At 61.9% G+C, this 19,356-nt stretch carries 18 protein-coding genes; 17 read left to right on the top strand and 1 reads right to left on the bottom strand.

Annotated features, from left to right (window positions below; translation table 11 throughout):
• Nucleotides 1-76 precede the first annotated feature (76 nt).
• From hisZ to ACQRD3_RS05925, 9 genes are all read left to right on the top strand, one after another.
• The gene (hisZ, locus tag ACQRD3_RS05965; protein ID WP_427780400.1) at nucleotides 77-1,693 is read left to right on the top strand and encodes an ATP phosphoribosyltransferase regulatory subunit; all 1,617 of its coding nucleotides are present in this window, start codon (nucleotides 77-79) and stop codon (nucleotides 1,691-1,693) included.
• Nucleotides 1,687-2,961 carry a histidinol dehydrogenase gene (gene hisD / locus ACQRD3_RS05960; RefSeq protein ID WP_427780398.1) on the top strand — a complete coding sequence of 425 codons (1,275 nt, stop codon included), beginning with the start codon at nucleotides 1,687-1,689 and terminating at the stop codon, nucleotides 2,959-2,961. Before hisZ ends, hisD begins: the two co-directional genes overlap by 7 nt.
• A 28-nt stretch (nucleotides 2,962-2,989) precedes the next feature.
• Complete coding sequence (hisB, locus tag ACQRD3_RS05955; RefSeq protein WP_080908432.1) at nucleotides 2,990-3,565, top strand: imidazoleglycerol-phosphate dehydratase HisB; 576 nt, start codon at nucleotides 2,990-2,992, stop codon at nucleotides 3,563-3,565.
• Nucleotides 3,566-3,583: 18 nt separating this feature from the next.
• On the top strand, nucleotides 3,584-4,192 hold the full coding sequence (gene hisH, locus ACQRD3_RS05950) for an imidazole glycerol phosphate synthase subunit HisH (protein ID WP_427780396.1): 609 nt from the start codon (nucleotides 3,584-3,586) through the stop codon (nucleotides 4,190-4,192).
• Nucleotides 4,189-4,911 (top strand): 1-(5-phosphoribosyl)-5-[(5-phosphoribosylamino)methylideneamino]imidazole-4-carboxamide isomerase, encoded by a 723-nt coding sequence (gene hisA, locus ACQRD3_RS05945; protein WP_427780394.1) that lies wholly within the window; start codon nucleotides 4,189-4,191, stop codon nucleotides 4,909-4,911. The genes hisH and hisA overlap by 4 nt, the downstream gene beginning before the upstream one ends.
• A gap of 14 nt (nucleotides 4,912-4,925) precedes the next feature.
• On the top strand, nucleotides 4,926-5,681 hold the full coding sequence (gene hisF, locus ACQRD3_RS05940; protein WP_427780392.1) for an imidazole glycerol phosphate synthase subunit HisF: 756 nt from the start codon (nucleotides 4,926-4,928) through the stop codon (nucleotides 5,679-5,681).
• Nucleotides 5,682-5,693: 12 nt separating this feature from the next.
• A complete protein-coding gene (hisI, locus tag ACQRD3_RS05935) occupies nucleotides 5,694-6,029 on the top strand; it encodes a phosphoribosyl-AMP cyclohydrolase (protein ID WP_080908428.1) in 336 nt (111 codons plus the stop codon).
• On the top strand, nucleotides 6,022-6,348 hold the full coding sequence (gene hisE, locus ACQRD3_RS05930) for a phosphoribosyl-ATP diphosphatase (RefSeq protein ID WP_427780390.1): 327 nt from the start codon (nucleotides 6,022-6,024) through the stop codon (nucleotides 6,346-6,348). The genes hisI and hisE overlap by 8 nt, the downstream gene beginning before the upstream one ends.
• Nucleotides 6,349-6,471: 123 nt before the next feature.
• Nucleotides 6,472-7,860 carry an MATE family efflux transporter gene (locus ACQRD3_RS05925; protein WP_080908426.1) on the top strand — a complete coding sequence of 463 codons (1,389 nt, stop codon included), beginning with the start codon at nucleotides 6,472-6,474 and terminating at the stop codon, nucleotides 7,858-7,860.
• Between the two features lie 62 nt (nucleotides 7,861-7,922).
• On the opposite strand, the gene ACQRD3_RS05920 is transcribed toward ACQRD3_RS05925, so the two are convergent.
• Nucleotides 7,923-8,765, bottom strand: coding sequence for a DegV family protein (locus tag ACQRD3_RS05920; RefSeq protein WP_080908425.1), 843 nt, complete (start codon nucleotides 8,763-8,765; stop codon nucleotides 7,923-7,925).
• Nucleotides 8,766-8,949: 184 nt separating this feature from the next.
• Here ACQRD3_RS05920 and pyrH point away from each other — a divergent pair, with 184 nt between their 5' ends.
• The 8 genes from pyrH to ACQRD3_RS05880 form a co-directional block, all read left to right on the top strand.
• Entirely contained in the window at nucleotides 8,950-9,672 is a 723-nt protein-coding gene (gene pyrH / locus ACQRD3_RS05915; protein ID WP_080908424.1) for a UMP kinase, read from the top strand.
• Between the two features lies 1 nt (nucleotide 9,673).
• Nucleotides 9,674-10,228 (top strand): ribosome recycling factor, encoded by a 555-nt coding sequence (gene frr / locus ACQRD3_RS05910; protein ID WP_080908423.1) that lies wholly within the window; start codon nucleotides 9,674-9,676, stop codon nucleotides 10,226-10,228.
• A 92-nt stretch (nucleotides 10,229-10,320) separates the two neighbouring features.
• Nucleotides 10,321-11,061, top strand: coding sequence for an isoprenyl transferase (locus ACQRD3_RS05905; RefSeq protein ID WP_427780388.1), 741 nt, complete (start codon nucleotides 10,321-10,323; stop codon nucleotides 11,059-11,061).
• Between the two features lies 1 nt (nucleotide 11,062).
• Nucleotides 11,063-11,878 (top strand): phosphatidate cytidylyltransferase, encoded by an 816-nt coding sequence (locus ACQRD3_RS05900; RefSeq protein ID WP_080908421.1) that lies wholly within the window; start codon nucleotides 11,063-11,065, stop codon nucleotides 11,876-11,878.
• 3 nt (nucleotides 11,879-11,881) lie between these two features.
• Complete coding sequence (locus ACQRD3_RS05895; RefSeq protein WP_427780386.1) at nucleotides 11,882-13,018, top strand: 1-deoxy-D-xylulose-5-phosphate reductoisomerase; 1,137 nt, start codon at nucleotides 11,882-11,884, stop codon at nucleotides 13,016-13,018.
• Nucleotides 13,019-13,067: 49 nt separating this feature from the next.
• The gene (locus ACQRD3_RS05890; RefSeq protein WP_427780384.1) at nucleotides 13,068-14,162 is read left to right on the top strand and encodes a M50 family metallopeptidase; all 1,095 of its coding nucleotides are present in this window, start codon (nucleotides 13,068-13,070) and stop codon (nucleotides 14,160-14,162) included.
• A gap of 5 nt (nucleotides 14,163-14,167) precedes the next feature.
• Complete coding sequence (ispG, locus tag ACQRD3_RS05885) at nucleotides 14,168-15,205, top strand: flavodoxin-dependent (E)-4-hydroxy-3-methylbut-2-enyl-diphosphate synthase (protein WP_427780382.1); 1,038 nt, start codon at nucleotides 14,168-14,170, stop codon at nucleotides 15,203-15,205.
• Nucleotides 15,206-15,264: 59 nt separating this feature from the next.
• Nucleotides 15,265-19,356: PolC-type DNA polymerase III (locus ACQRD3_RS05880; RefSeq protein ID WP_427780380.1), on the top strand; the 4,092-nt coding region annotated here is incomplete at its 3' end.

Below are 19,356 nucleotides of genomic sequence, written 5' to 3'. Positions count from 1 at the left end.
CGGTTTTCTCTTGACAGAAGACTGATAGTGTAGTATATTAGCGTGGTAAAGTGTAAAAGTGAGGGGGATTGGCGGTATGAGTGTGATCGCGACGCCGGAGGGGACGAGGGACCGCCTGTTTTCGGAGTGCCAGGATTTCTGCGCCGCGCAGAATAAACTGACGGAACTTTTTCGGGGCAGGGGCTATGAGGAGATCCGGACGCCGGAGGTGGAGTACTACGACCTGTTTCTCCAGTCGGGCAACCCCATTCCTCAGGAGTACATGCTGAAGATCGTGGATCGCTCCGGGAAGCTGATGGTCATGCGGCCGGACTGCACCACCCCCATTGCCCGGGTGGCGGCCACCAAGCTGAAAACGGTGCCGCTGCCCCAGAGGCTCTATTACAATGAGACGGTGTTCCGCTCGGGGGCCGCCCACCGGGGGGGCAGCAGCGAGATCCCCCAGTGCGGCATCGAGCTGCTGGGCGCAGGAGGACTGGAGGCGGATGTGGAGGCGGTCACCCTGGCGGTGGAGGCGCTGAAAACAGTGTGTCCCCAGGGCTTTCATATCGAGTTGGGCCATGCCGGTCTCTTCCGGGTTTTGGCCGACCAGATGGGGATGAGTGAGCCCCAGGTGGAAGAGATGCGCGCCCTCATCGAGGGGAAGCATTTCGCGGCGCTGGACGACTTCCTGCGGCCTCATCGGGAAAAACCGGCCTATGCCCTTTTGTCCCGGCTCTCACGTCTCTTTGGAGGGACAGAGGTGCTGGACGAGGCAGAGGCCCTGATCGGCTCCCAGCCGGAGCTGCAATATCTCCGGGAGCTCTCAGCGGCTCTGGCGGCGGCAGGGGACGGGGAATTCGTCCGCTTTGACCTGGGTCTGGTGCACCAGATCGATTACTACACCGGCCTGGTGTTTCGTGGCTATGCCCAGGAGGTAGGCGCACCTGTCCTCTCCGGAGGGCGATACGACAACCTGCTGGGGGCCTTTGGCCGCCCAGCCCCCGCGGTGGGGTTTGCCGTTGATGTGGATTTAGTGACAAGCGGTTCTACTATACAGGATGGAACCGGCAGGCTGCGTCTGGCGCTCACCAAAGGGCGGCTTCAGGATCAGACGGTGGAGCTGCTGGAGCGGGCAGGACTGGACTGTGAGCCGGTGCGGCACCCTGGGAGACGGCTGGTGCACCCTTTGCCCGACTATCCCCTGGATGCGGTGCTGGCCAAGGCCCCCGACGTTATCACCTATGTGGAGCACGGGGTCTGCGACCTGGGCGTGGTGGGAAAGGACACCATCCTGGAGCAGAGCGGCAGCCCCTTTTACGAGGTGCTGGATCTGGGCTTTGGGAAGTGCCGGTTCGCCCTGGCGGTGAAGGAGGGGACGGACTTTTACGGCACCTACCGCACCCGCCGGGTGGCCACCAAGTACCCCAACGTGGCCAAGCGCTTCTTTGCGGAGAAGGGCATGGATGTGGAGATCATCAAGATCGAGGGCTCGGTGGAGCTGGCCCCCATCCTGGGTCTGGCCGACGCCATCGTGGACATCGTGGAGACCGGGGCGACCCTGCGGGAGAACGGACTGGTGCCCATCGAGGATGTGGCCGACGTGTCCGCCCGGCTGATCGTCAACACAGCGGCCATGAAGCTGAAGAAACAAGAAATTTTGGACTTGATCGCCAAGTGCCAGTCCGGACTGGAGCGGGAAACGCCATGCTGAATATTGTTTTGGCCAACGGGACAGAGGAGCGGAAGGTGATCGGGGCCATGCGGGCCAGAGCAGCCAGCGCCAATACCGCCATCGACGCCGCAGTCTCCGCCATCTTAAAAGATGTAAAGGAAAATGGCTTTTCGGCTGTAAAGGAGTACTCCATACGCTTTGACCGGGCCGAACCCCGGGAAATCGGCTCAGAGGAACTGGAGGCGGCCTATGCCGCCTGCCCGCAGCCGCTGATCGCGGCGCTGGAGCATGCGGCGGCCAATATCCGGGACTATAACCGGCGGCTGCTCTCGGTGAGCGAGACCTGGCCCTCTCTGGACAGCGGCTTGGTGGGCCGGGTGGTGAGAGGGCTGGACCGGGTTGGCATTTACGTCCCGGGTGGGACGGCGGCCTATCCTTCCTCCGTCCTCATGAATGCCGTCCCCGCCAAGGTGGCCGGGGTCCGGGAGGTCGTTATGGTCACGCCCCCCACGGAAAATCTGAATGCGGCGGTTTTGGCCGCCGCCCGGATCGCCGGGGTGGACAGGGTCATCGCCGTGGGCGGGGCTCAGGCGGTGGCGGCGCTGGCCTACGGGGCCGGGTTCATTCCACGGGTGGACAAGCTGGTGGGCCCAGGCAACGCCTACGTGGCCTCGGCCAAGCGGCAGGTCTATGGATGCGTGGACATCGATATGGTGGCGGGGCCTTCCGAAGTGCTGGTGGTGGCGGACGAGACGGCCGATCCCAAGTTTGTGGCGGCCGACCTCCTGAGCCAGGCCGAGCACGACAAGCTGGCTTCGGCGGTGCTGCTTACCACCAGCGCAGACCTGGCCCGGGCGGTGGATGGGGAGATCATCCGGCAGACCGGATATCTGGAGCGCTCCGAGATCATGGAGGCGTCTATCCGGGACTTCGGCTGCGCCGTGGCCTGCAACAACATAGAGCAAGCAATAACACTTGTCAATGAGATCGCCCCCGAGCACCTGGAACTTGTGACAAAAAATCCGAGGGAGCTGTTGCCTCGGATCAAAAACGCCGGGGCAGTATTTCTGGGCAGCTGGTCACCCGAGCCGCTGGGCGATTATCTGGCGGGCCCCAACCACGTGCTGCCCACTTCTGGGACCGCCCGGTTCTTTTCACCCCTGTCGGCAGTGAGTTTTTTAAAGACCATGAGTGTCATTCAATATGACCGGGCGGCCCTGGAGCCGGTGAAGGACGAAATCATTGCTCTGGCGGAAAGCGAGAAGCTCACCGCCCACGCCAATTCCATCCGGGTCCGATTTGAATGAGCAGCGCGGCGCAGAAGGAGGAGCGGGTATGAGGACTTCCAGAATTTCCCGGGAAACAAAAGAGACGCAAATTTCCCTGACCCTCTGTCTGGACGGAGGAGAGACCCGGGTGGACACCGGGATCGGCTTTTTTGACCACATGCTCACCGCTTTTGCCTTCTATTCCGGATTCGGTTTGGAACTGAAGGCCGTCGGAGACCTTAATGTGGACGGCCACCACACTGTGGAGGATGTGGGAATCTGCCTGGGGCAGGCCCTGCGGGAGGCGCTGGGGGACAAGCGGGGGATTGCCCGGTTCGGCACGGCCTTTGTTCCCATGGATGAGGCCCTCTGCCGCACGGTGCTGGACATTTCCAACCGGCCTTTCCTGGTCTATGAGGCTGAGATGCCACAATCTGCCGTGGGAGCCTATCATTCCTGTCTGACAGAGGAGTTCATGAGGGCATTTGCGGTGAATAGCGGAATTACTTTACATATGAGCTGTCTCTATGGAAAAAACGCACACCACATCACAGAGGCCCTCTTCAAGTCCCTGGGTCTGGCCCTCAAGGTGGCCGCTGCGGTGGAAGGGGACGGTGTGGCCTCCGCTAAGGGACTTCTGTAACGGAAAGGGGAGACCGAAATGGGTTATACCGCCATCGTGGACTACGGCGTGGGAAATTTAAAGAGTGTGGCCAACGCCATGTCCTGGCTGGGTTTTGATACCGCCATCACCGGCGACGCCGGAGAGTTGGAGCGGGCGGAGGCCGTTATTTTGCCAGGTGTGGGAGCTTTTCCCGATGCCGCAGAGCGGCTGAGAAAGAATAATCTGGATAGTAAAATTGCTTTACAGATATTGAAAAAGCCGGTCTTGGGAATCTGCCTGGGGATGCAGCTCCTGTTTGAGACGGGGCAGGAAGTGCGGCCCTGCGTGGGACTGGGGCTGATCCCCGGAACGGTGGAGCGGATCGAGACGAGCCGTAAGCTGCCACACATCGGGTGGAACAGCCTGACTTTTTCCAACGACTGTCCCATCTTCCGGGGTCTGGAGGATGGGACCTATGTCTATTTCGTCCACTCCTTTTGCGGAAAGGCCGCCCGGGAGGAGGACGTGGCCGCCCGCACCGACTACGGCGCTTCGGTGGTGGCCGCGGTACACCGTGGCAACGTCTATGGCTGCCAGTTCCACCCGGAGAAAAGCGGGGAGGCCGGGCTCCAAATCTTAAAAAACTTCGGGGAGTTGAGCCGATGATCCTGCTGCCTGCGATCGACTTAAAAGACGGCCGGTGTGTCCGGCTGCGAAAGGGTTCCTTTGACACCGTCCATCAGGTGGCGGACAGCCCGGAGGATACCGTCGCGGGCTTTGCCGCCGCGGGCGTGGAGTGGGTCCACATGGTGGATCTGGACGGCGCCCGGGACGGTACGCGCAAAAATGCCGCTCTGGCGGCTGGCGTGGCCGCCCGATCCGGCCTGAAGGTGGAACTGGGAGGCGGGATGCGCTCCATGGCCGACCTGGAGGCCGCCGATGCCATGGGAGTTTCCCGCATGGTCATCGGTTCCGCCGCGGTGAACGACCCGGGGTTTGCTGCCCGGGCGGTGGAGCGCTACGGGGCGCGCATCGCCGTTGGGATCGACTGCCTGGACGGGCGGGTACGCACTGCAGGCTGGGAGGAGGACTCCGGCCGGGATGGGGTGGAGTTTGCCCGGGAAATGGAAGAAGTTGGGGTAAAGTATATCATCTATACAGACATTGCAATGGATGGGATGTTGTCCGGCCCCAGCTTCTCTCAGCTGGAGCGGCTGGCGGGGGCGGTGTCCTGTAGGATCGTGGCCTCGGGAGGCGTGACCACCCTGGAGGACGTAAAAAAACTCCGGGCGCTGGGGCTCTACGGGGCGATCATCGGGAAGGCCTGTTACGCCGGGACGCTGGATCTGGACGCCGCGCTGGCGGCGGCCGGGCCGCAGAATTGATGGAGGGTGGCTCCATGCTGGCAAAACGCATTATTCCCTGCCTGGATGTCCGGGACGGAAGGGTTGTAAAGGGAATTAACTTTATCAATATCAGAGATGCGGGAGATCCTGTGGCGTTGGCAAAGTACTACTCCGACCAGGGGGCGGACGAGATCGTCTTTCTGGACATCACCGCCACCAGCGACGACCGGGCCACAGTGGCCGGCGTGGTGGAGCGCGCGGCCGCCCAGGTTTTTGTGCCCCTCACGGTGGGGGGAGGGATCCGGACGATGGAGGATTTTCAGCAGCTGCTCCGGGCAGGGGCGGACAAAATCTCGGTCAACTCCGCCGCGGTGAAGGATCCAACTCTGATTTCCCGGGCGGCGGAGCGCTTCGGCAGCCAGTGCGTGGTGCTGGCCATCGACGCCAGGGCGCGGGGGGACGGCATCTGGGAGGTGGTCACCGCCGGGGGCCGGACGCCCACCGGGCTGGACGCGGTGGCGTGGGCCAGGGAGGGACAGCGCCTGGGGGCGGGAGAGATCCTCCTCACCTCCATGGATGCGGACGGGACCAAGGCCGGGTTCGACCTGGCGCTCACCCGGGCGGTGACCGATGCAGTGACCATCCCGGTGATCGCCTCCGGCGGCTGCGGCGCGCTGGAACACTTTGCGCAGGTATTTGAGGAGACCGGCTGCGACGCCGCCCTGGCGGCGTCTCTGTTCCACTTCGGGGAGCTGACGGTGCCCCAGGTCAAGCGGGATCTGGTCCGGCGCGGTATCCCTGTGCGGTGAGGAGGAGAGAATATGCTTGATCTGGACTGCCTGTTTCAAAAGTCGGAGCTCATTCCCGTCATTATCCAGCATGCCCATACCAGGGAAGTCCTGATGTTGGGCTTCACCAACCGGGAGGCGGCGGAACGGACGCTGGTGACCAGGACCGCCTGGTTCTGGTCCCGGAGCCGGAAGAAGCTCTGGAACAAGGGGGAGAGCTCCGGGCATTTCCTCCATGTGAAGAAGATCGTCACCGACTGTGATACCGATACTCTGCTCTATTTCTGCATCCCCGAGGGCCCCGCCTGCCATACCGGAGCGCCCTCCTGTTTTTTCAATACCGTTTGGGAGGAAAACGACCATGGATAATACATTTCAAACGCTCTACAATGTCATTCTTGAACGGAAAAACAGTCCTCAGGAGGGCTCTTATACCTGCTATCTCTTTGAAAAGGGACTGGATAAGATCCTGAAAAAGGTGGGGGAAGAGAGTGCTGAGACCATCATCGCCGCCAAAAACGGCGTGGAGAGCGAGACGGTGGGGGAGATCTCCGATCTTATTTACCACCTGCTGGTGATGATGGCGGATCAGAACATTTCCCTGTCCGCCGTGGAGGATGAGTTGGAGCGGCGGAGCCAAAAGATCGGCAATTTGAAGCAGTTCCACACCGCGAATAAGGACAGCTGAGGGTGGGGCTTGACAGAAAATGGCTTTTCCTGTATAATAAATAAAATCATTGCGGGCCGCAACGTTGGTTGCGGCCCCTTTTACGCCGTAATTGTGTGTTTCGGCGAGACAAGGAGGTCAACTGTGTCGGAACGGATCAGAGAGAACAAGATGGGCGTCATGCCGGTGGGAAAGCTGCTGCGGAACATGTCTGTGCCCATGATGCTGGCCATGCTGGTGCAGGCATTGTACAACGTGGTGGACAGCTATTTTGTGGCTAAGATCAGTCAGGATGCCCTCAACGCGGTGGGGATGTCCTTTCCGGTGCAGAATCTGATGATCGCAGTGGGCGTGGGCACTGGCGTGGGCGTCAATGCGCTGCTGTCCCGAAGCCTGGGAGAGAAGGAGTTCGAGACGGCCAACGAGGCCGCCGGAAACGGGATCTTCCTCAGCGTCATCAGTTGCCTCATTTTCATGACGGCGGGGGTGGCAGCGGCCCGGCCCTTCTTTCTGCTCCAGACCGACATTCCTGGCATCGTAGAGCAGGGGACCTCTTATCTCACCATCTGCTGCGGCTGCTCGGTGGGCATGTTTATGGGCGTCATGTTCGATCGCCTGCTCCAGTCCACCGGTAAGACAGCCCTCACCATGGCCACCCAGGGCGTGGGGGCCGTCATCAACATCGTAATGGACCCGGTGCTGATCTTCGGCCTGGGGCCCTTCCCGGAGATGGGGGTAGCGGGCGCCGCCGCCGCCACGGTCATCGGCCAGATCATCGGTGCGGTGATGTCGGTGATCATGAACCTCAGGTTCAATCGTGATCTGACCTTTTCCTTCCACTATCTCAAGCCCAGAAGCCGCGTGATCCGCCGGATCTACGCCGTAGGTATCCCAACCATGGTGATGAACTCCATCGGCTCGGTGATGGTCTTTGGGATGAACAAGATCCTCATCGGATTCACCGACGCGGCCACGGCGGTGTTCAGCGTCTACTTCAAGCTCCAGAGCTTCATCTTTATGCCCGTGTTCGGTCTCAACAACGGCATGGTGCCCATCATTGCCTACAACTACGGCGCCCGGAACCGGGAGCGCATTCTCAAGACCATGAAGCTCTCCGCCATCACCGCCGTGTGCATCATGCTGGCGGGCCTGGCGGCAGCCGAAATTTTCCCGGCCCAGCTTCTGGGGCTCTTCGAGGCTTCCGACGAGATGCTCGCCATCGGTGTGCCCGCGCTGCGTATCATCTGCACCAGCTTCACCTTCGCCGGGTTCGGCATCGTCTCCAGCTCCACCTTCCAGGCGCTGGGACACGGCGTGCTGAGCATGGTGGTCTCCATCATCCGGCAGCTTGTGGTGCTGCTCCCCGTGGCCTTCCTGCTCTCCTTCAGCGGCCGGGTGGAGCTGGTTTGGCTTGCCTTCCCCATCTCCGAGCTCTTCTCGGTGACGCTTTGCGTCCTGTTTACCCGCCACATCATCCGCAATGTGATCGATCCGCTGGGCGCGGAGGGCGGCTCCGAGCCTGCCTGCCCCTGACGGCAAAGCGAAGAAAAGCGCCAGACGGAAACAATTCCGTCGGGCGCTTTCGTCAACTGCCGTTATTTGTGGGCGAACATGATGCCCACTGTGGCGGGTCCGCAGTGGCTGGACACGGTGCTGCCGCAGCGCACCTCCACCACCTCCTGGAAGGGGGCCAGACTGCGGATCTCGTCCATGACCGTCTCTACTGCCTCCCGGGGCGCGTCCGGATGGGCCACACAGCACATGGTGAGATCCAGGTCGTCCCGGCCGGCGATGCGGTCCCGGGCGTAGTCGCACAAGGCTTTGGTGAAGGAGCCGCGGTACTTTTTTCCCACTGCCAGGGCTCCGTCCCTTGCCTCGATGCAGGGCTTGAGCCGCAGCAGGTTGGCTCCCATGGCCGCCACGGCGGAGCAGCGCCCGCCCTTGCAGAGGTAATCCAGACGATCCACGGTGAAGGTGGTCTCCACCCGGGCGGCGTAGTCTTTCATGTACTCCACCACGGCCCTTGGCTCCATGCCCGAAGCTGCGGCAATCGCCCCGGCGACGGCCACCAGACCCTGTCCGGCGGAAAGGGAGCCGCTGTCAATGACGTATACGTTGTCGAACTCCTCTGCGGCGATGCAGGCGTTTTGATAGCAGGCGGACATCTTGGACCCGATGTCCACATTGATGACCGCCTCGTGCAGAGGAGAGAGGCGGGTGAAGCAGTCGTGGAACTCAGCTACGCTGACCGCCGAAGTCTTGGGCAGGTCTCCTCCGGCGTCCACATGGCGGAAGATATCGTCCCGGGAGATCTCCAGCCCGTCCCGATAACCCTTGTCTCCCAGGTTGATGGTCAGCGGAAGGACTTCGATCTGGTAACGCTCCAACAGCTCCGGTGTCAAATCTGCGGTGCTGTCGGTGGTGATTTTGATAGACATAGTTCCGCGTCCTTTCTTTCCCATATTTACGGATTAATTCTACAACTGTCGCCTAAAAAAGTCAATTCCGGTTGTTTCCGGGGTGCGAACATTTTGTAAAAACTTCGCCTTCCCCCCTATGCAAAAATAGAAAACTATATTAAAATAGAACTTGTAATATTATATCCACTGAAGGGGTGTCATCATGTCAAACCCAAAATATAAGCGGGTACTATTGAAGATCAGCGGCGAGGCTCTGGCCGGCGATGCCGGGCGGGGCCTGGATTTTGATGTGATCGGAGAGGTGTGCAAGGTCATTCAGAAGTGCACCGAGGAGGGCGTCCAGGTGGGCATCGTTGTGGGTGGTGGTAATTTCTGGCGCGGCGTCAAGGACGGCGGCGACAAGATGGAGCGCACCCGCGCCGACCACATGGGGATGCTGGCCACCACGCTCAACTGTCTGGCCGTGGCGGACGTGCTGGAGCAGCACGGGGTCGAGGTCCGGGTCCAGACCGCCATTGAGATGCGGGCCATCGCGGAGCCCTATATCCGCTCCCGGGCCATCCGGCATCTGGAGAAGGGGAGAGTGGTCATCTTCGGCTGCGGCACCGGCAACCCGTTCTTCTCTACCGATACCGCCGCGGTGCTCCGGGCCGCCGAGATCGATGCCGATGTGATCCTTCTGGCCAAGAACATCGACGGCATCTATTCTGCCGATCCCAGGAAAGACGCCACCGCGGTGAAGTACGACTCCATTACCTATGATGAGATCCTGGCCCAGCATCTGGAGGTGATGGACTCCACCGCCACATCCCTGTCCATGGACAACAAGATCCCCGTGGTCCTCTTTGCCCTCAAAGATCCGAAGAACATCTACCGGGTGGTCATGGGCGAGAGGATCGGTACGGTCATTAAGGAGGTAAAGTAAGATGCAGGAATTTAACAAGGACTTTGACATCAAGATGCAAAAGACCATCGAAGTGGTGATGAGCGACTTTGCCTCTGTGCGGGCAGGCCGCGCCAACGCTGCCGTTCTGGACAAGATCACCGTGGACTACTATGGTACGCCCACCCCCATCAACCAGGTGGCCGCCATCTCTTCCCCCGATCCCCGCAGCCTGATGATCCAGCCCTGGGACAGCTCCCTGCTGAAGGCCATTGAAAAGGCCATCCAGGTTTCCGACCTGGGCATCAACCCACAAAACGACGGCAAGGTCATCCGCCTTCTTTTTCCGCAGCTCACCGAGGAGCGCCGCAAGGAATTGACCAAACAGGTGAAGAAGTACGCTGAGAACGGCAAGATCGCCGTGCGCAACATCCGCCGGGACGCCATGGAAAAGCTCAAGGCCGCCGAGAAGAAGGGCGACATGACCGAGGATGACCGCAAGGACTGCGAAAAGGAGCTGCAGGACATGACCGACAAGTACTGCAAGCACCTGGATGATCTCTCCGCCAAGAAGGACAAAGAACTCATGGCGGTGTAACGCTGTCAAAGCCAACACAAAGACAAGGACGGATTTCCCACCGGTAAAGCCCGGCGGGAAATCCGTTGCTGTCACAACGGGAGGTTCCGGGAATGCCCCTGTTTGGGAAAAAAGAAGAGACGAAGGTGGATTTCAGCCACCTGCCCCGCCATGTGGCCATCATCATGGACGGAAACGGCCGCTGGGCCAAGAGCCGCGGCCTGCCTCGGACGGCAGGCCATGCCGCAGGGGCGGAGACCTTCCGCACGATTGCCACCTACTGCCGGGAGATCGGCATCTCCTATCTGACCGTCTACGCCTTCTCCACGGAGAACTGGAAGCGGCCGGCGGAGGAGGTCTCCGCCATTATGAAGCTGCTGAAAAAATATCTTATGGAGGCCATCTCCGACATGGAGAAGGAGAAGGTCCGCTTCTGCTTTTTCGGAGATCTCACCCCCCTGACTCCGGAACTGCGGACACTCTGCGAGGAGACGGAGCGCTCCTCGGCCAAGTTTGACGGCTGCCAGGTAAACATCTGCCTCAACTATGGCGGGCGGGATGAGCTCCTGCGGGCGGCCCGCGCATTCGCCGCCGACTGCGCCGCCGGGAAAGACGCACCGGAGAGCCTCACAGACGGGCAATTTTCCGGGTACCTCTGGTCTGCCGGGGTGCCCGATCCCGACCTGGTCATCCGGCCCGGCGGGGAAGTGCGGATCTCCAACTTCCTGCTGTGGCAGTCGGCTTACGCCGAATTTTACTTCACTGATGTGAACTGGCCCGACTTCAGCAAAGAGGAACTGCGCCGTGCTCTGGCGGTCTATCAGAGCCGCTCACGCCGATTTGGAGGGATTTGACTTGCTCAAGCGGATACTGGTAGCTGTGGTTTTTGTTCCCGTCATTTTTTTGGTGCTCTATGCGGCGCCCCCTATCGCACTCTCGATCGCCGTGGCGATCCTCTCCGGGATCGCCGTCTATGAGGCGCTGTGCGCCACCAATTTTCTGAAACACTCCCGGATCGCCGCCTATTCTATTCTGCTGGCGGCGGTGATCCCGTTCTGGGTCTATTACGATGGGCGGCCCCTGCCGGCGCTGTGCGGACTGTTTCTCTACGTGGTGCTCCTCTTCTGTGAGGCCATCGGGAGCCGCAAGCAGGTGGGGCTGGAAAAAATGGGGGGAACCTTCTTCCTTTCCGTAGTCATTCCTTTCTTTTTGTCCTCGTTCCTGCGGATCCGCCACATGGCGGGGTGGGAGTTTTATGTCCTGCTGCCCTTTGTGGCGGCTTTTATGAGCGACGCCTGCGCCCTGTTTGCCGGAATGCTCTTCGGCCGGCACAAGCTGGCCCCGGATCTCTCTCCCAAAAAGACAGTGGAGGGTGCCGTCGGCGGCCTGGCAGGCGCAGTATTGGGTATGATGATTTACGGCCTGGTAGCCCGGGGACTGTTTCACCTGGAAGGGCTCCGATTCTCCGTCCTCATCGTTTACGGTGTTCTGGGGAGCGTGCTGTCCCAGCTGGGGGATCTGTCTTTTTCCTACATCAAGCGGGAATACGGCATCAAGGACTTCGGCAACATCTTGCCCGGACACGGCGGGATCCTCGACCGGTTCGACAGCGTGATCTTCTGCGCGCCCCTCATTGAACTGCTCATCCATCTTCTTCCGGTGGTGAAATAAGAGATGAAAACGATCGCGTTGCTGGGCTCCACCGGCTCTATTGGGCGGCAGTCCCTGGAGGTGGCGGAGACCCTTGGCCTCACCGTCACGGCCCTTACTGCCAACCGCAGTGTGGAGCTGCTGGAGGCGCAGTGCCGAAAATTCCGCCCCCGGCTGGCGGTGTGCATGGACCCGGCGGCCGCCGGGGAACTGAAGCTCCGGCTGGCTGATACCGGTATTCGGGTGGCCGGAGGGATGGAGGGACTTTTGGAGGCCGCCGCTCTGGACGGCACCGACGTGGTGCTCACCGCCGTGATGGGCATGGTGGGGCTTCGCCCCACGCTGGCGGCCCTGGAACTGGGGCGGCGGGTGGCGCTGGCCAACAAGGAGACCCTGGTGTGCGCCGGGGAGCTGGTGATGGAGACGGCCCGCCGCTGCGGCGGGGAGGTGGTGCCCGTGGACTCGGAACACTCCGCCATCTTCCAATGCCTTCAAGGCTGTCGGGACCGGGGAGAGATCCGGAGGCTCATCCTCACCGCTTCCGGCGGCCCCTTTTTCGGGAAAAAGCTGGAGGAGCTGGAGGGGGTGACGGTGGAACAGGCCCTCCGGCATCCCAACTGGTCCATGGGAGCCAAGATCACCGTGGACTCGGCCACCATGATGAACAAGGGCCTGGAGGTCATTGAGGCCATGCGCCTTTACGAGATGCCGCTGGAAAAAATTTCGGTGGTGATCCACCGGGAGAGTATCATTCACTCTTTGGTGGAATACTGTGATAATGCCATCCTCGCGCAGCTGGGTTCGGCGGACATGCGCCTGCCCATCCAGTACGCGCTCACCTGGCCGGAGCGGACCTGCGGCCCCGCCGCGCCCCTGGACCTGCTGAACTGCCCGCCCCTTACGTTCGCACCCCCCAACGAAGAAAATTTCCCCTGCCTGGCGCTGGCCAAGGCAGCCGCCCGGACAGGAGGTACCGCCACCGCCATCCTCAGCGGCGCCAACGAGGCGGCTGTGGGGGACTTTTTGGCGGGGAAGATCGGCTTTGGGGAGATCGTCCGGCGGGTGGCGCGGGCTATGGATGCGGTACCCGCGGTCCAGAGTCCCACCCTGGACGAGATCCTGGCGGCCGACGCCGCCGCCCGAAGAGCGGCGGGGGGGTAACTCTGCGGCGGCCCTGTTCCCTGACGCCCCGCGTATGGAGGTACGACCTTTGGTACTTTATATTCTGATTGCAATCCTCATGTTCGGCATCCTCATAGCCCTGCACGAGTTCGGCCACTTTGCCGCCGCCAAGCTGTGCGGGGTGAAGGTGAACGAATTCTCCATCGGTATGGGCCCCCAGATCGTCCACAGGAAGAAGGGGGAGACCGACTACTCCTTCCGCCTCTTTCCCATCGGCGGGTTCTGCGCCATGGAGGGGGAGGAGGAGGGCGAGTCCGGAGATCCCAGAGCCTTTCCCAACCGGCCCTGGCCCCAGCGGCTGGTCATTTTGCTGGCGGGGGTGTTTATGAATTTTCTCACCGGCTTTGTCATCATTCTCTGCCTCTTTTCTCAGGCAACGGACTTTTATACGCCGGTGATTTCAACTGTTCGGGAGGACGCTTATGCCTACGGCTCCGCACTTCAGCCGGGAGATCGGATCCTGGCCGTGGACGGCCACCCTGTCTATCTCCAGCAGGACGTGTCCTTCTTTCTCAGTCGGGTGAAGGGGGACAGTGTGGATCTGCTGGTGGAACGGGACGGGGTTCGATACCGCAACCGGGATGTGAAGCTGACCCCCTATACAAATGAGACCACCGGGGAGTCCCAATTTATGCTGGGGATCACCCTCTCCGAGACTGAGCGGGCCACTCTGGGCGTCAAGCTGAAAAATGCCTGGTTCCAGTCGGTGGACTACATCCGTATGGTATGGTACAGCCTGGGCGATCTGATCTCGGGGTCTGTGGGCCTGCGGGATATGTCCGGCCCTCTGGGCATCATCGACATGGTGGGACAGGTGGGGGCCGAGGGGGCCGAGGCAGCCGAGGCGGCGGGCACCTCCGCGTTTTTGGGAGCGCTGGTGAATATTCTGAGTCTGGTGTCCTTTATTTCCATCAACCTCTCGGTGATGAACCTGCTGCCCATCCCCGCCTTGGACGGGGGGCAGATCCTTTTCATGGCGGTGAACGGCGTCTATACCGGCCTGACCCGGAAGAAGCTGGATCCCAAGTACCAGAGCGCGGTGAGCACCGTCGGATTCATCTGCCTCATGCTGCTGATGGCGGCGGTGACGGTCAGCGATATTCTCAAAAAGTTTGGAGTGTGACGGACTTGACACGACAGATCCATGTGGGCGGCGTGGCGGTGGGGGGCGGCGCTCCGGTCACCATCCAGTCCATGACCAACACCCCCACCCACAACGTGGAGGCCACCGTGGCCCAGATCAGGCGCCTGGAAGAGGCCGGATGCGAGATCATCCGGGTGGCCGTCCCCGATCAGAGGGCAGCCGAGGCGGTGGGGGCCATCCGTGCCGCCATCTCCATCCCGCTGGTGGTAGACATCCACTTCGATTACAGACTGGCGCTGGAGTGCGTCCGGCAGGGCTGTGACGCGGTGCGGATCAACCCCGGCAACATCGGCGGACCGGATCGGGTGGCCGCTGTGGCGGATGCCTGTAAAGCGAAAAGACTTCCAATCCGAATCGGCGTCAACGGGGGCTCTCTGGAGAAGCCCCTGCTGGCCAGATTCGGGGGCGTGACGCCGGAAGCCCTGGTGGAGAGCGCCTTTGGACATATCAAGCTGCTGGAGGACTGCGGGTTTCGGGACATCTGCGTCTCGTTGAAATCCTCCTCCGTGCCCGTAACTATGCGGGCCTATCAGCTGATAAGTACGAAAAGTGATTATCCTTTACATATTGGGGTCACTGAGACGGGGACCCTTCGCATGGGTACCCTGAAGTCCGCGGTGGGCATCGGCGGGCTGCTGGCTCTGGGCATCGGGGACACCATGCGGGTCTCCCTCTCCGCCGACCCAGTGGAGGAGGTCCGTGCCGCCCGGGAGATCCTGAAGGCCGCCGGCGTGCGGCGGGAGGGGCCGGAGCTCATCTCCTGTCCCACCTGCGGCCGGACCCGGGTGGATCTCATCGCCCTGGTTGGGGAAGTGGAGGAGCGGCTCAAGCGCGTGGACAAGCCCATCACCGTGGCGGTGATGGGCTGCGCGGTGAACGGCCCCGGCGAGGCCGCCGCCGCCGACGTGGGGATCGCCGGCGGCGTGGGGGAGGGGCTGCTCTTCCGAAAGGGAGAGATCGTGAAAAAAGTCCCCCAGGAGCGGCTGGTGGACGAGCTGTTTGCCCTGATCGCAGAACTTTGACCTTGGATGTGTGAGTGCTCATGACGCAAAAGATACCGTTTTTAACTTTATTTTCCGCATTGAACGCCCAGCCGGAGGTGGCCGGACTGGTCTCCGGCTGGTGCGTGACAGGGGCGGAAATCGACAAGAGGAGCCGGGCCATTCAGGCCCGGGTCCTCTGTCCTGTTTTTCCGGCGGAGGAGCTTCGCCGGAAGGTGGAGACCGCTCTGGTCCGGGCCTATCAGGCGGAGCGGGTGGAACTGGAGCTGACGGCGGAGGCCGCGCCCCCGGAGGAGCATCCTCTGCCGGAGCCGCCCCCCGAGCCGGGGGTTTCTCTCCCGGAACCCCCGGCGGAACCGGAAACGCCTGCCCCACCGGCGGAGGATCCCGCCATGGAGGCCTTCCGCCGCACCGAGGAGATCCGCCGCCAGGCCCTCCGTTCCCTGAAAATTGCCCGGCCCAGAGAGAAGAAGCAGGGGGGAAAGAAGGCCCGGCTCATCTTCGGCCAGCATGAGATCAAAAAAGACCCGATCCCCATGTCGGAGCTCAATCTGGACATGGGCACGGTGGTGGTGAAGGGCGATGTGTTTTCAGTGGAGAACAAGGAGCTGACCCGGCGGAAAGCCTGGGTGGTCAGCTTCGACGTCACCGACTATACCGGTTCGGTACGGATCAGCAAGTTTTTCCCCGGGGACGAGGGGAAGGCCCTGGTGGACAGTATCCACGAGGGGATGCACATTCTCGTCCAAGGCAGGCTCAACCTGGACCGTTTTACAAACGACATGGTGCTGGAGCCCTATGCCGTCATGGAAGGGGAGCGGGAGGAGCGGAAGGACACCGCGCCCGAAAAGCGGGTGGAGCTCCATCTCCATACCACCATGTCCAGCATGGACGCCCTCACCCCCACCGGAGCGGCGGTGAAGCGTGCGGAGCAGTGGGGGCACCGGGCGGTGGCCATCACCGACCACGGGGTGGCCCAGTCCTTCCCGGACGCCTGGCACGCGGCCAAGAAGATCAAAGTCCTCTACGGCGTGGAGGCCTACTTCATCAACGACGTGGACGACCGGGTGGTGGTGCACGGCCCAGCCGAGCAGGACTTCCACGGAGAGATCGTCTGCTTCGACATTGAGACCACCGGCCTGAGCAAGCGGGACGACCTCATCATCGAGATCGGCGCGGTGGTCCTCCGGGACGGGCAGGTGTGCGAGGCCTTCAACACCTTCGTCAGCCCCGGGCGGAAGCTCTCCCGCCAGATCGTGGAGCTTACCGGCATCACCGACAAGATGCTGGAGGGGGCCCCCGGGCAGGCCGAGGCCATCGACGCCTTCCTGACCTTTGCCGCAGGACGGCCCCTGGCCGCCCACAACGCCGAGTTCGACATGGGCTTCATCGCCGAGGGCTGCCGCCGGATGGGGAGACCCTTTCCCAACACCGCGCTGGACTCTCTCATCCTGGCCCAGAACCTGCTGCCCGATCTGGGGAAATACAAGCTGGACATCGTGGCCGCGCGGCTCAACCTGCCCGCCTTCAACCACCACCGGGCCAGCGACGATGCCGCCACGGTGGCCTATATGCTCATTCCCTTTTTTCAGATGCTGGACGACATGGGGGTCCATACCCTCCAGGCCATCAACCCGGCCATGGTCGCTCTCCGGGGCAAGGGCAAGGCCCGGCGGCAGCCCAAGCACCTCATCGTGCTGGCCAAGAACCAGCAGGGGCTGCGGAACCTCTACCGCCTCATCTCCGACGCCCATCTGAAACACTACAAGCGCTATCCCATCATGCCCAAGAGTGAGATCGACAAGTTCCGGGAGGGGCTGATCATCGGCTCCGCCTGTCAGGCGGGGGAGCTTTACGAGGCTGTCTCCAAGCGGAAGGACTGGGAGGAGCTCAAGCGCATCGCCTCCTGGTACGACTTTTTGGAGATCCAGCCCCTGTGCAACAACTTTTTTATGCTCCGCAGGGGGATGGTCCGCTCGGAGGAGGAGCTCCGGGAGTTCAACCGCACCATCCTGGCCCTGGGAAAGGAGCTGGACAAGCCGGTGTGCGCCACCGGCGACGTGCATTTCATGGACCCCAAGGACGAGGTCTACCGCCACGTCCTGCTGGACTCCAAGGGCTTTGAGGACTGCGACGAGCCGCTGCCCATCTACTTCAAGACCACCGACGAAATGCTGAGAGAGTTTGCCTACCTGGGCAAGGACGACTGCTACGACGTGGTCATCCGCTATCCCAATCTGGTGGCCGACTGGTGCGAGCGGATGGACCCGCTGCCTCAGGGCCTCTTCGCCCCCAAGCTGGAGAACTCGGCCGGGGAGCTGGAGAGCCTGGTCTACAACAAGGCCCATGAGCTCTACGGGGAGGAGCTGCCCCAGATTGTCCAGGACCGGATCGACCTGGAGCTGCCCGGCATCATCAAGCGCAAGTACGACGTCATCTACATGTCGGCCCAGAAGCTGGTTCAGAACTCTCTGGAGCACGGCTATCTGGTGGGTTCCCGGGGCTCGGTGGGCTCCTCCATCGTGGCCTTTCTCTCGGGCATCACCGAGGTCAACTCCCTGCCCGCCCACTACCGCTGCCCCCAGTGCCGCCACAGCGACTTTGACGCCGGGAAGGACTATGGCTGCGGGGCGGACATGCCGGACGCCGTGTGCCCGGTGTGCGGGACGAAGTACGTCAAGGACGGCTTCAATATCCCCTTCGAGACCTTCCTGGGCTTCGGCGGCGACAAGGTTCCCGACATCGACCTGAACTTCTCCGGCGAATACCAGTCCAAGGCCCACCGCTACACCTTTGAGCTCTTCGGGGAAAGCCACGTATTCCGGGCGGGCACCATCGGTACGGTGGCGGAAAAGACCGCCTTCGGCTATGTGAAGAAGTACCTGGAAAAGCGGGGGATGCACGTCACCCGGGCGGAGGAGAACCGTCTGGCCAAGGGCTGCACCGGGGTCAAGCGCACCACCGGCCAGCACCCCGGCGGCATGGTGGTCATTCCCCAGGACCGGGAGATCTATGACTTCTGTCCGGTGCAGCACCCCGCGGACGACACCTCCACCGACATCGTCACCACCCACTTCGAATATCACTCCATGGAGTCCAACCTCCTCAAGCTGGACATGCTGGGGCACGATGACCCCACCATGATCCGGATGCTGGAGGACCTGACGGGGGTCAATGCCCGGACGGATATCTCCCTGGACGACGCCGACACCATGAGCCTCTTCACTTCCTCGGAGAAGCTGGGATATGTGGACGATCCGGTGCTGGGCCCAACGGGGGCCGTGGCCATCCCGGAGTTCAACACCCGGTTCACCCGCGGCATGCTCATGGACACCCAGCCGGAGGACTTCAACACTCTGGTGCGGCTGTCCGGCTTTTCCCACGGCACCGACGTGTGGGCGGGCAACGCCCGGGACCTGATCCTGGCGGGCACCGCCACCGTTCTGGAGACGGTGGGCTGCCGCGACGACATCATGCTCTACCTCATGCAGCAGGGGATGGAGCCCAAGGTGGCCTTCAAGATCATGGAGGCGGTTCGAAAGGGCAAGGTGAAGAAGGGAGGCTTCCAGGACGGCTGGGTGGAGGACATGAAGAGCCACGGTGTGCCCGACTGGTACATCGACTCCCTGGCCAAGATCGGCTACCTGTTCCCCAAGGCCCACGCGGTGGCCTACGTTATGATGGCCTTCCGCATCGCCTGGTTCAAGGTCCACCGGCCCCTGGCCTTCTACGCCGCCTTCTTCTCTATCCGGGCCAAGGCCTTTGACGCCACCATCATGTGTCAGGGCATGGAGCTGGTGAAGAGCAAGATGAAGGAGATCAAGGCCAAGATGGACGACAAGTCCGCCTCCGCTGTGGAGGAGGACACCTACACCACCCTGGAGGTGGTCTACGAGTTTTACCTGCGGGGGCTGACCTTCCGCAACGTGGATCTCTACCGCTCCCAGTCGGTCCGCTTTGTGCTGGACGGGGACAACGCCCTCATTCCGCCCTTTACCTCCATTCCGGGCCTGGGGGAGACGGCGGCCCAATCCATTGTTGAACAGCGGGTGGGAAAGGAGTTTGTGTCCATCGAGGAGTTCTCCGAGGCCTGCCCCAAGGTCTCCAAGACCCATATTGAGCAGCTCAAGGCCGCCGGGGCCTTCGACGACATGCCGGAGACCAGCCAGATC

Origin of the sequence: Candidatus Pseudoscillospira sp. SGI.172 (genome assembly GCF_050313575.1) — a bacterium.
GTDB lineage: Bacteria > Bacillota > Clostridia > Oscillospirales > Oscillospiraceae > Vermiculatibacterium.
This window is presented reverse-complemented; position numbering and strand designations above follow the sequence as displayed.

Excerpts from the sequence above, each read along its gene's own strand:
- hisD (WP_427780398.1), top strand. The coding sequence starts at position 1,687 with ATGCTGAATATTGTTTTGGCCAACGGGACAGAGGAGCGGAAGGTGATC.
- pyrH (WP_080908424.1), top strand. The coding sequence starts at position 8,950 with ATGTCAAACCCAAAATATAAGCGGGTACTATTGAAGATCAGCGGCGAG.
- hisF (WP_427780392.1), top strand. The coding sequence starts at position 4,926 with ATGCTGGCAAAACGCATTATTCCCTGCCTGGATGTCCGGGACGGAAGG.
- ACQRD3_RS05920 (WP_080908425.1), bottom strand. The coding sequence starts at position 8,765 with ATGTCTATCAAAATCACCACCGACAGCACCGCAGATTTGACACCGGAG.
- frr (WP_080908423.1), top strand. The coding sequence starts at position 9,674 with ATGCAGGAATTTAACAAGGACTTTGACATCAAGATGCAAAAGACCATC.
- hisE (WP_427780390.1), top strand. The coding sequence starts at position 6,022 with ATGGATAATACATTTCAAACGCTCTACAATGTCATTCTTGAACGGAAA.
- hisA (WP_427780394.1), top strand. The coding sequence starts at position 4,189 with ATGATCCTGCTGCCTGCGATCGACTTAAAAGACGGCCGGTGTGTCCGG.
- hisB (WP_080908432.1), top strand. The coding sequence starts at position 2,990 with ATGAGGACTTCCAGAATTTCCCGGGAAACAAAAGAGACGCAAATTTCC.
- hisH (WP_427780396.1), top strand. The coding sequence starts at position 3,584 with ATGGGTTATACCGCCATCGTGGACTACGGCGTGGGAAATTTAAAGAGT.
- hisZ (WP_427780400.1), top strand. The coding sequence starts at position 77 with ATGAGTGTGATCGCGACGCCGGAGGGGACGAGGGACCGCCTGTTTTCG.
- hisI (WP_080908428.1), top strand. The coding sequence starts at position 5,694 with ATGCTTGATCTGGACTGCCTGTTTCAAAAGTCGGAGCTCATTCCCGTC.
- ACQRD3_RS05905 (WP_427780388.1), top strand. The coding sequence starts at position 10,321 with ATGCCCCTGTTTGGGAAAAAAGAAGAGACGAAGGTGGATTTCAGCCAC.
- ACQRD3_RS05895 (WP_427780386.1), top strand. The coding sequence starts at position 11,882 with ATGAAAACGATCGCGTTGCTGGGCTCCACCGGCTCTATTGGGCGGCAG.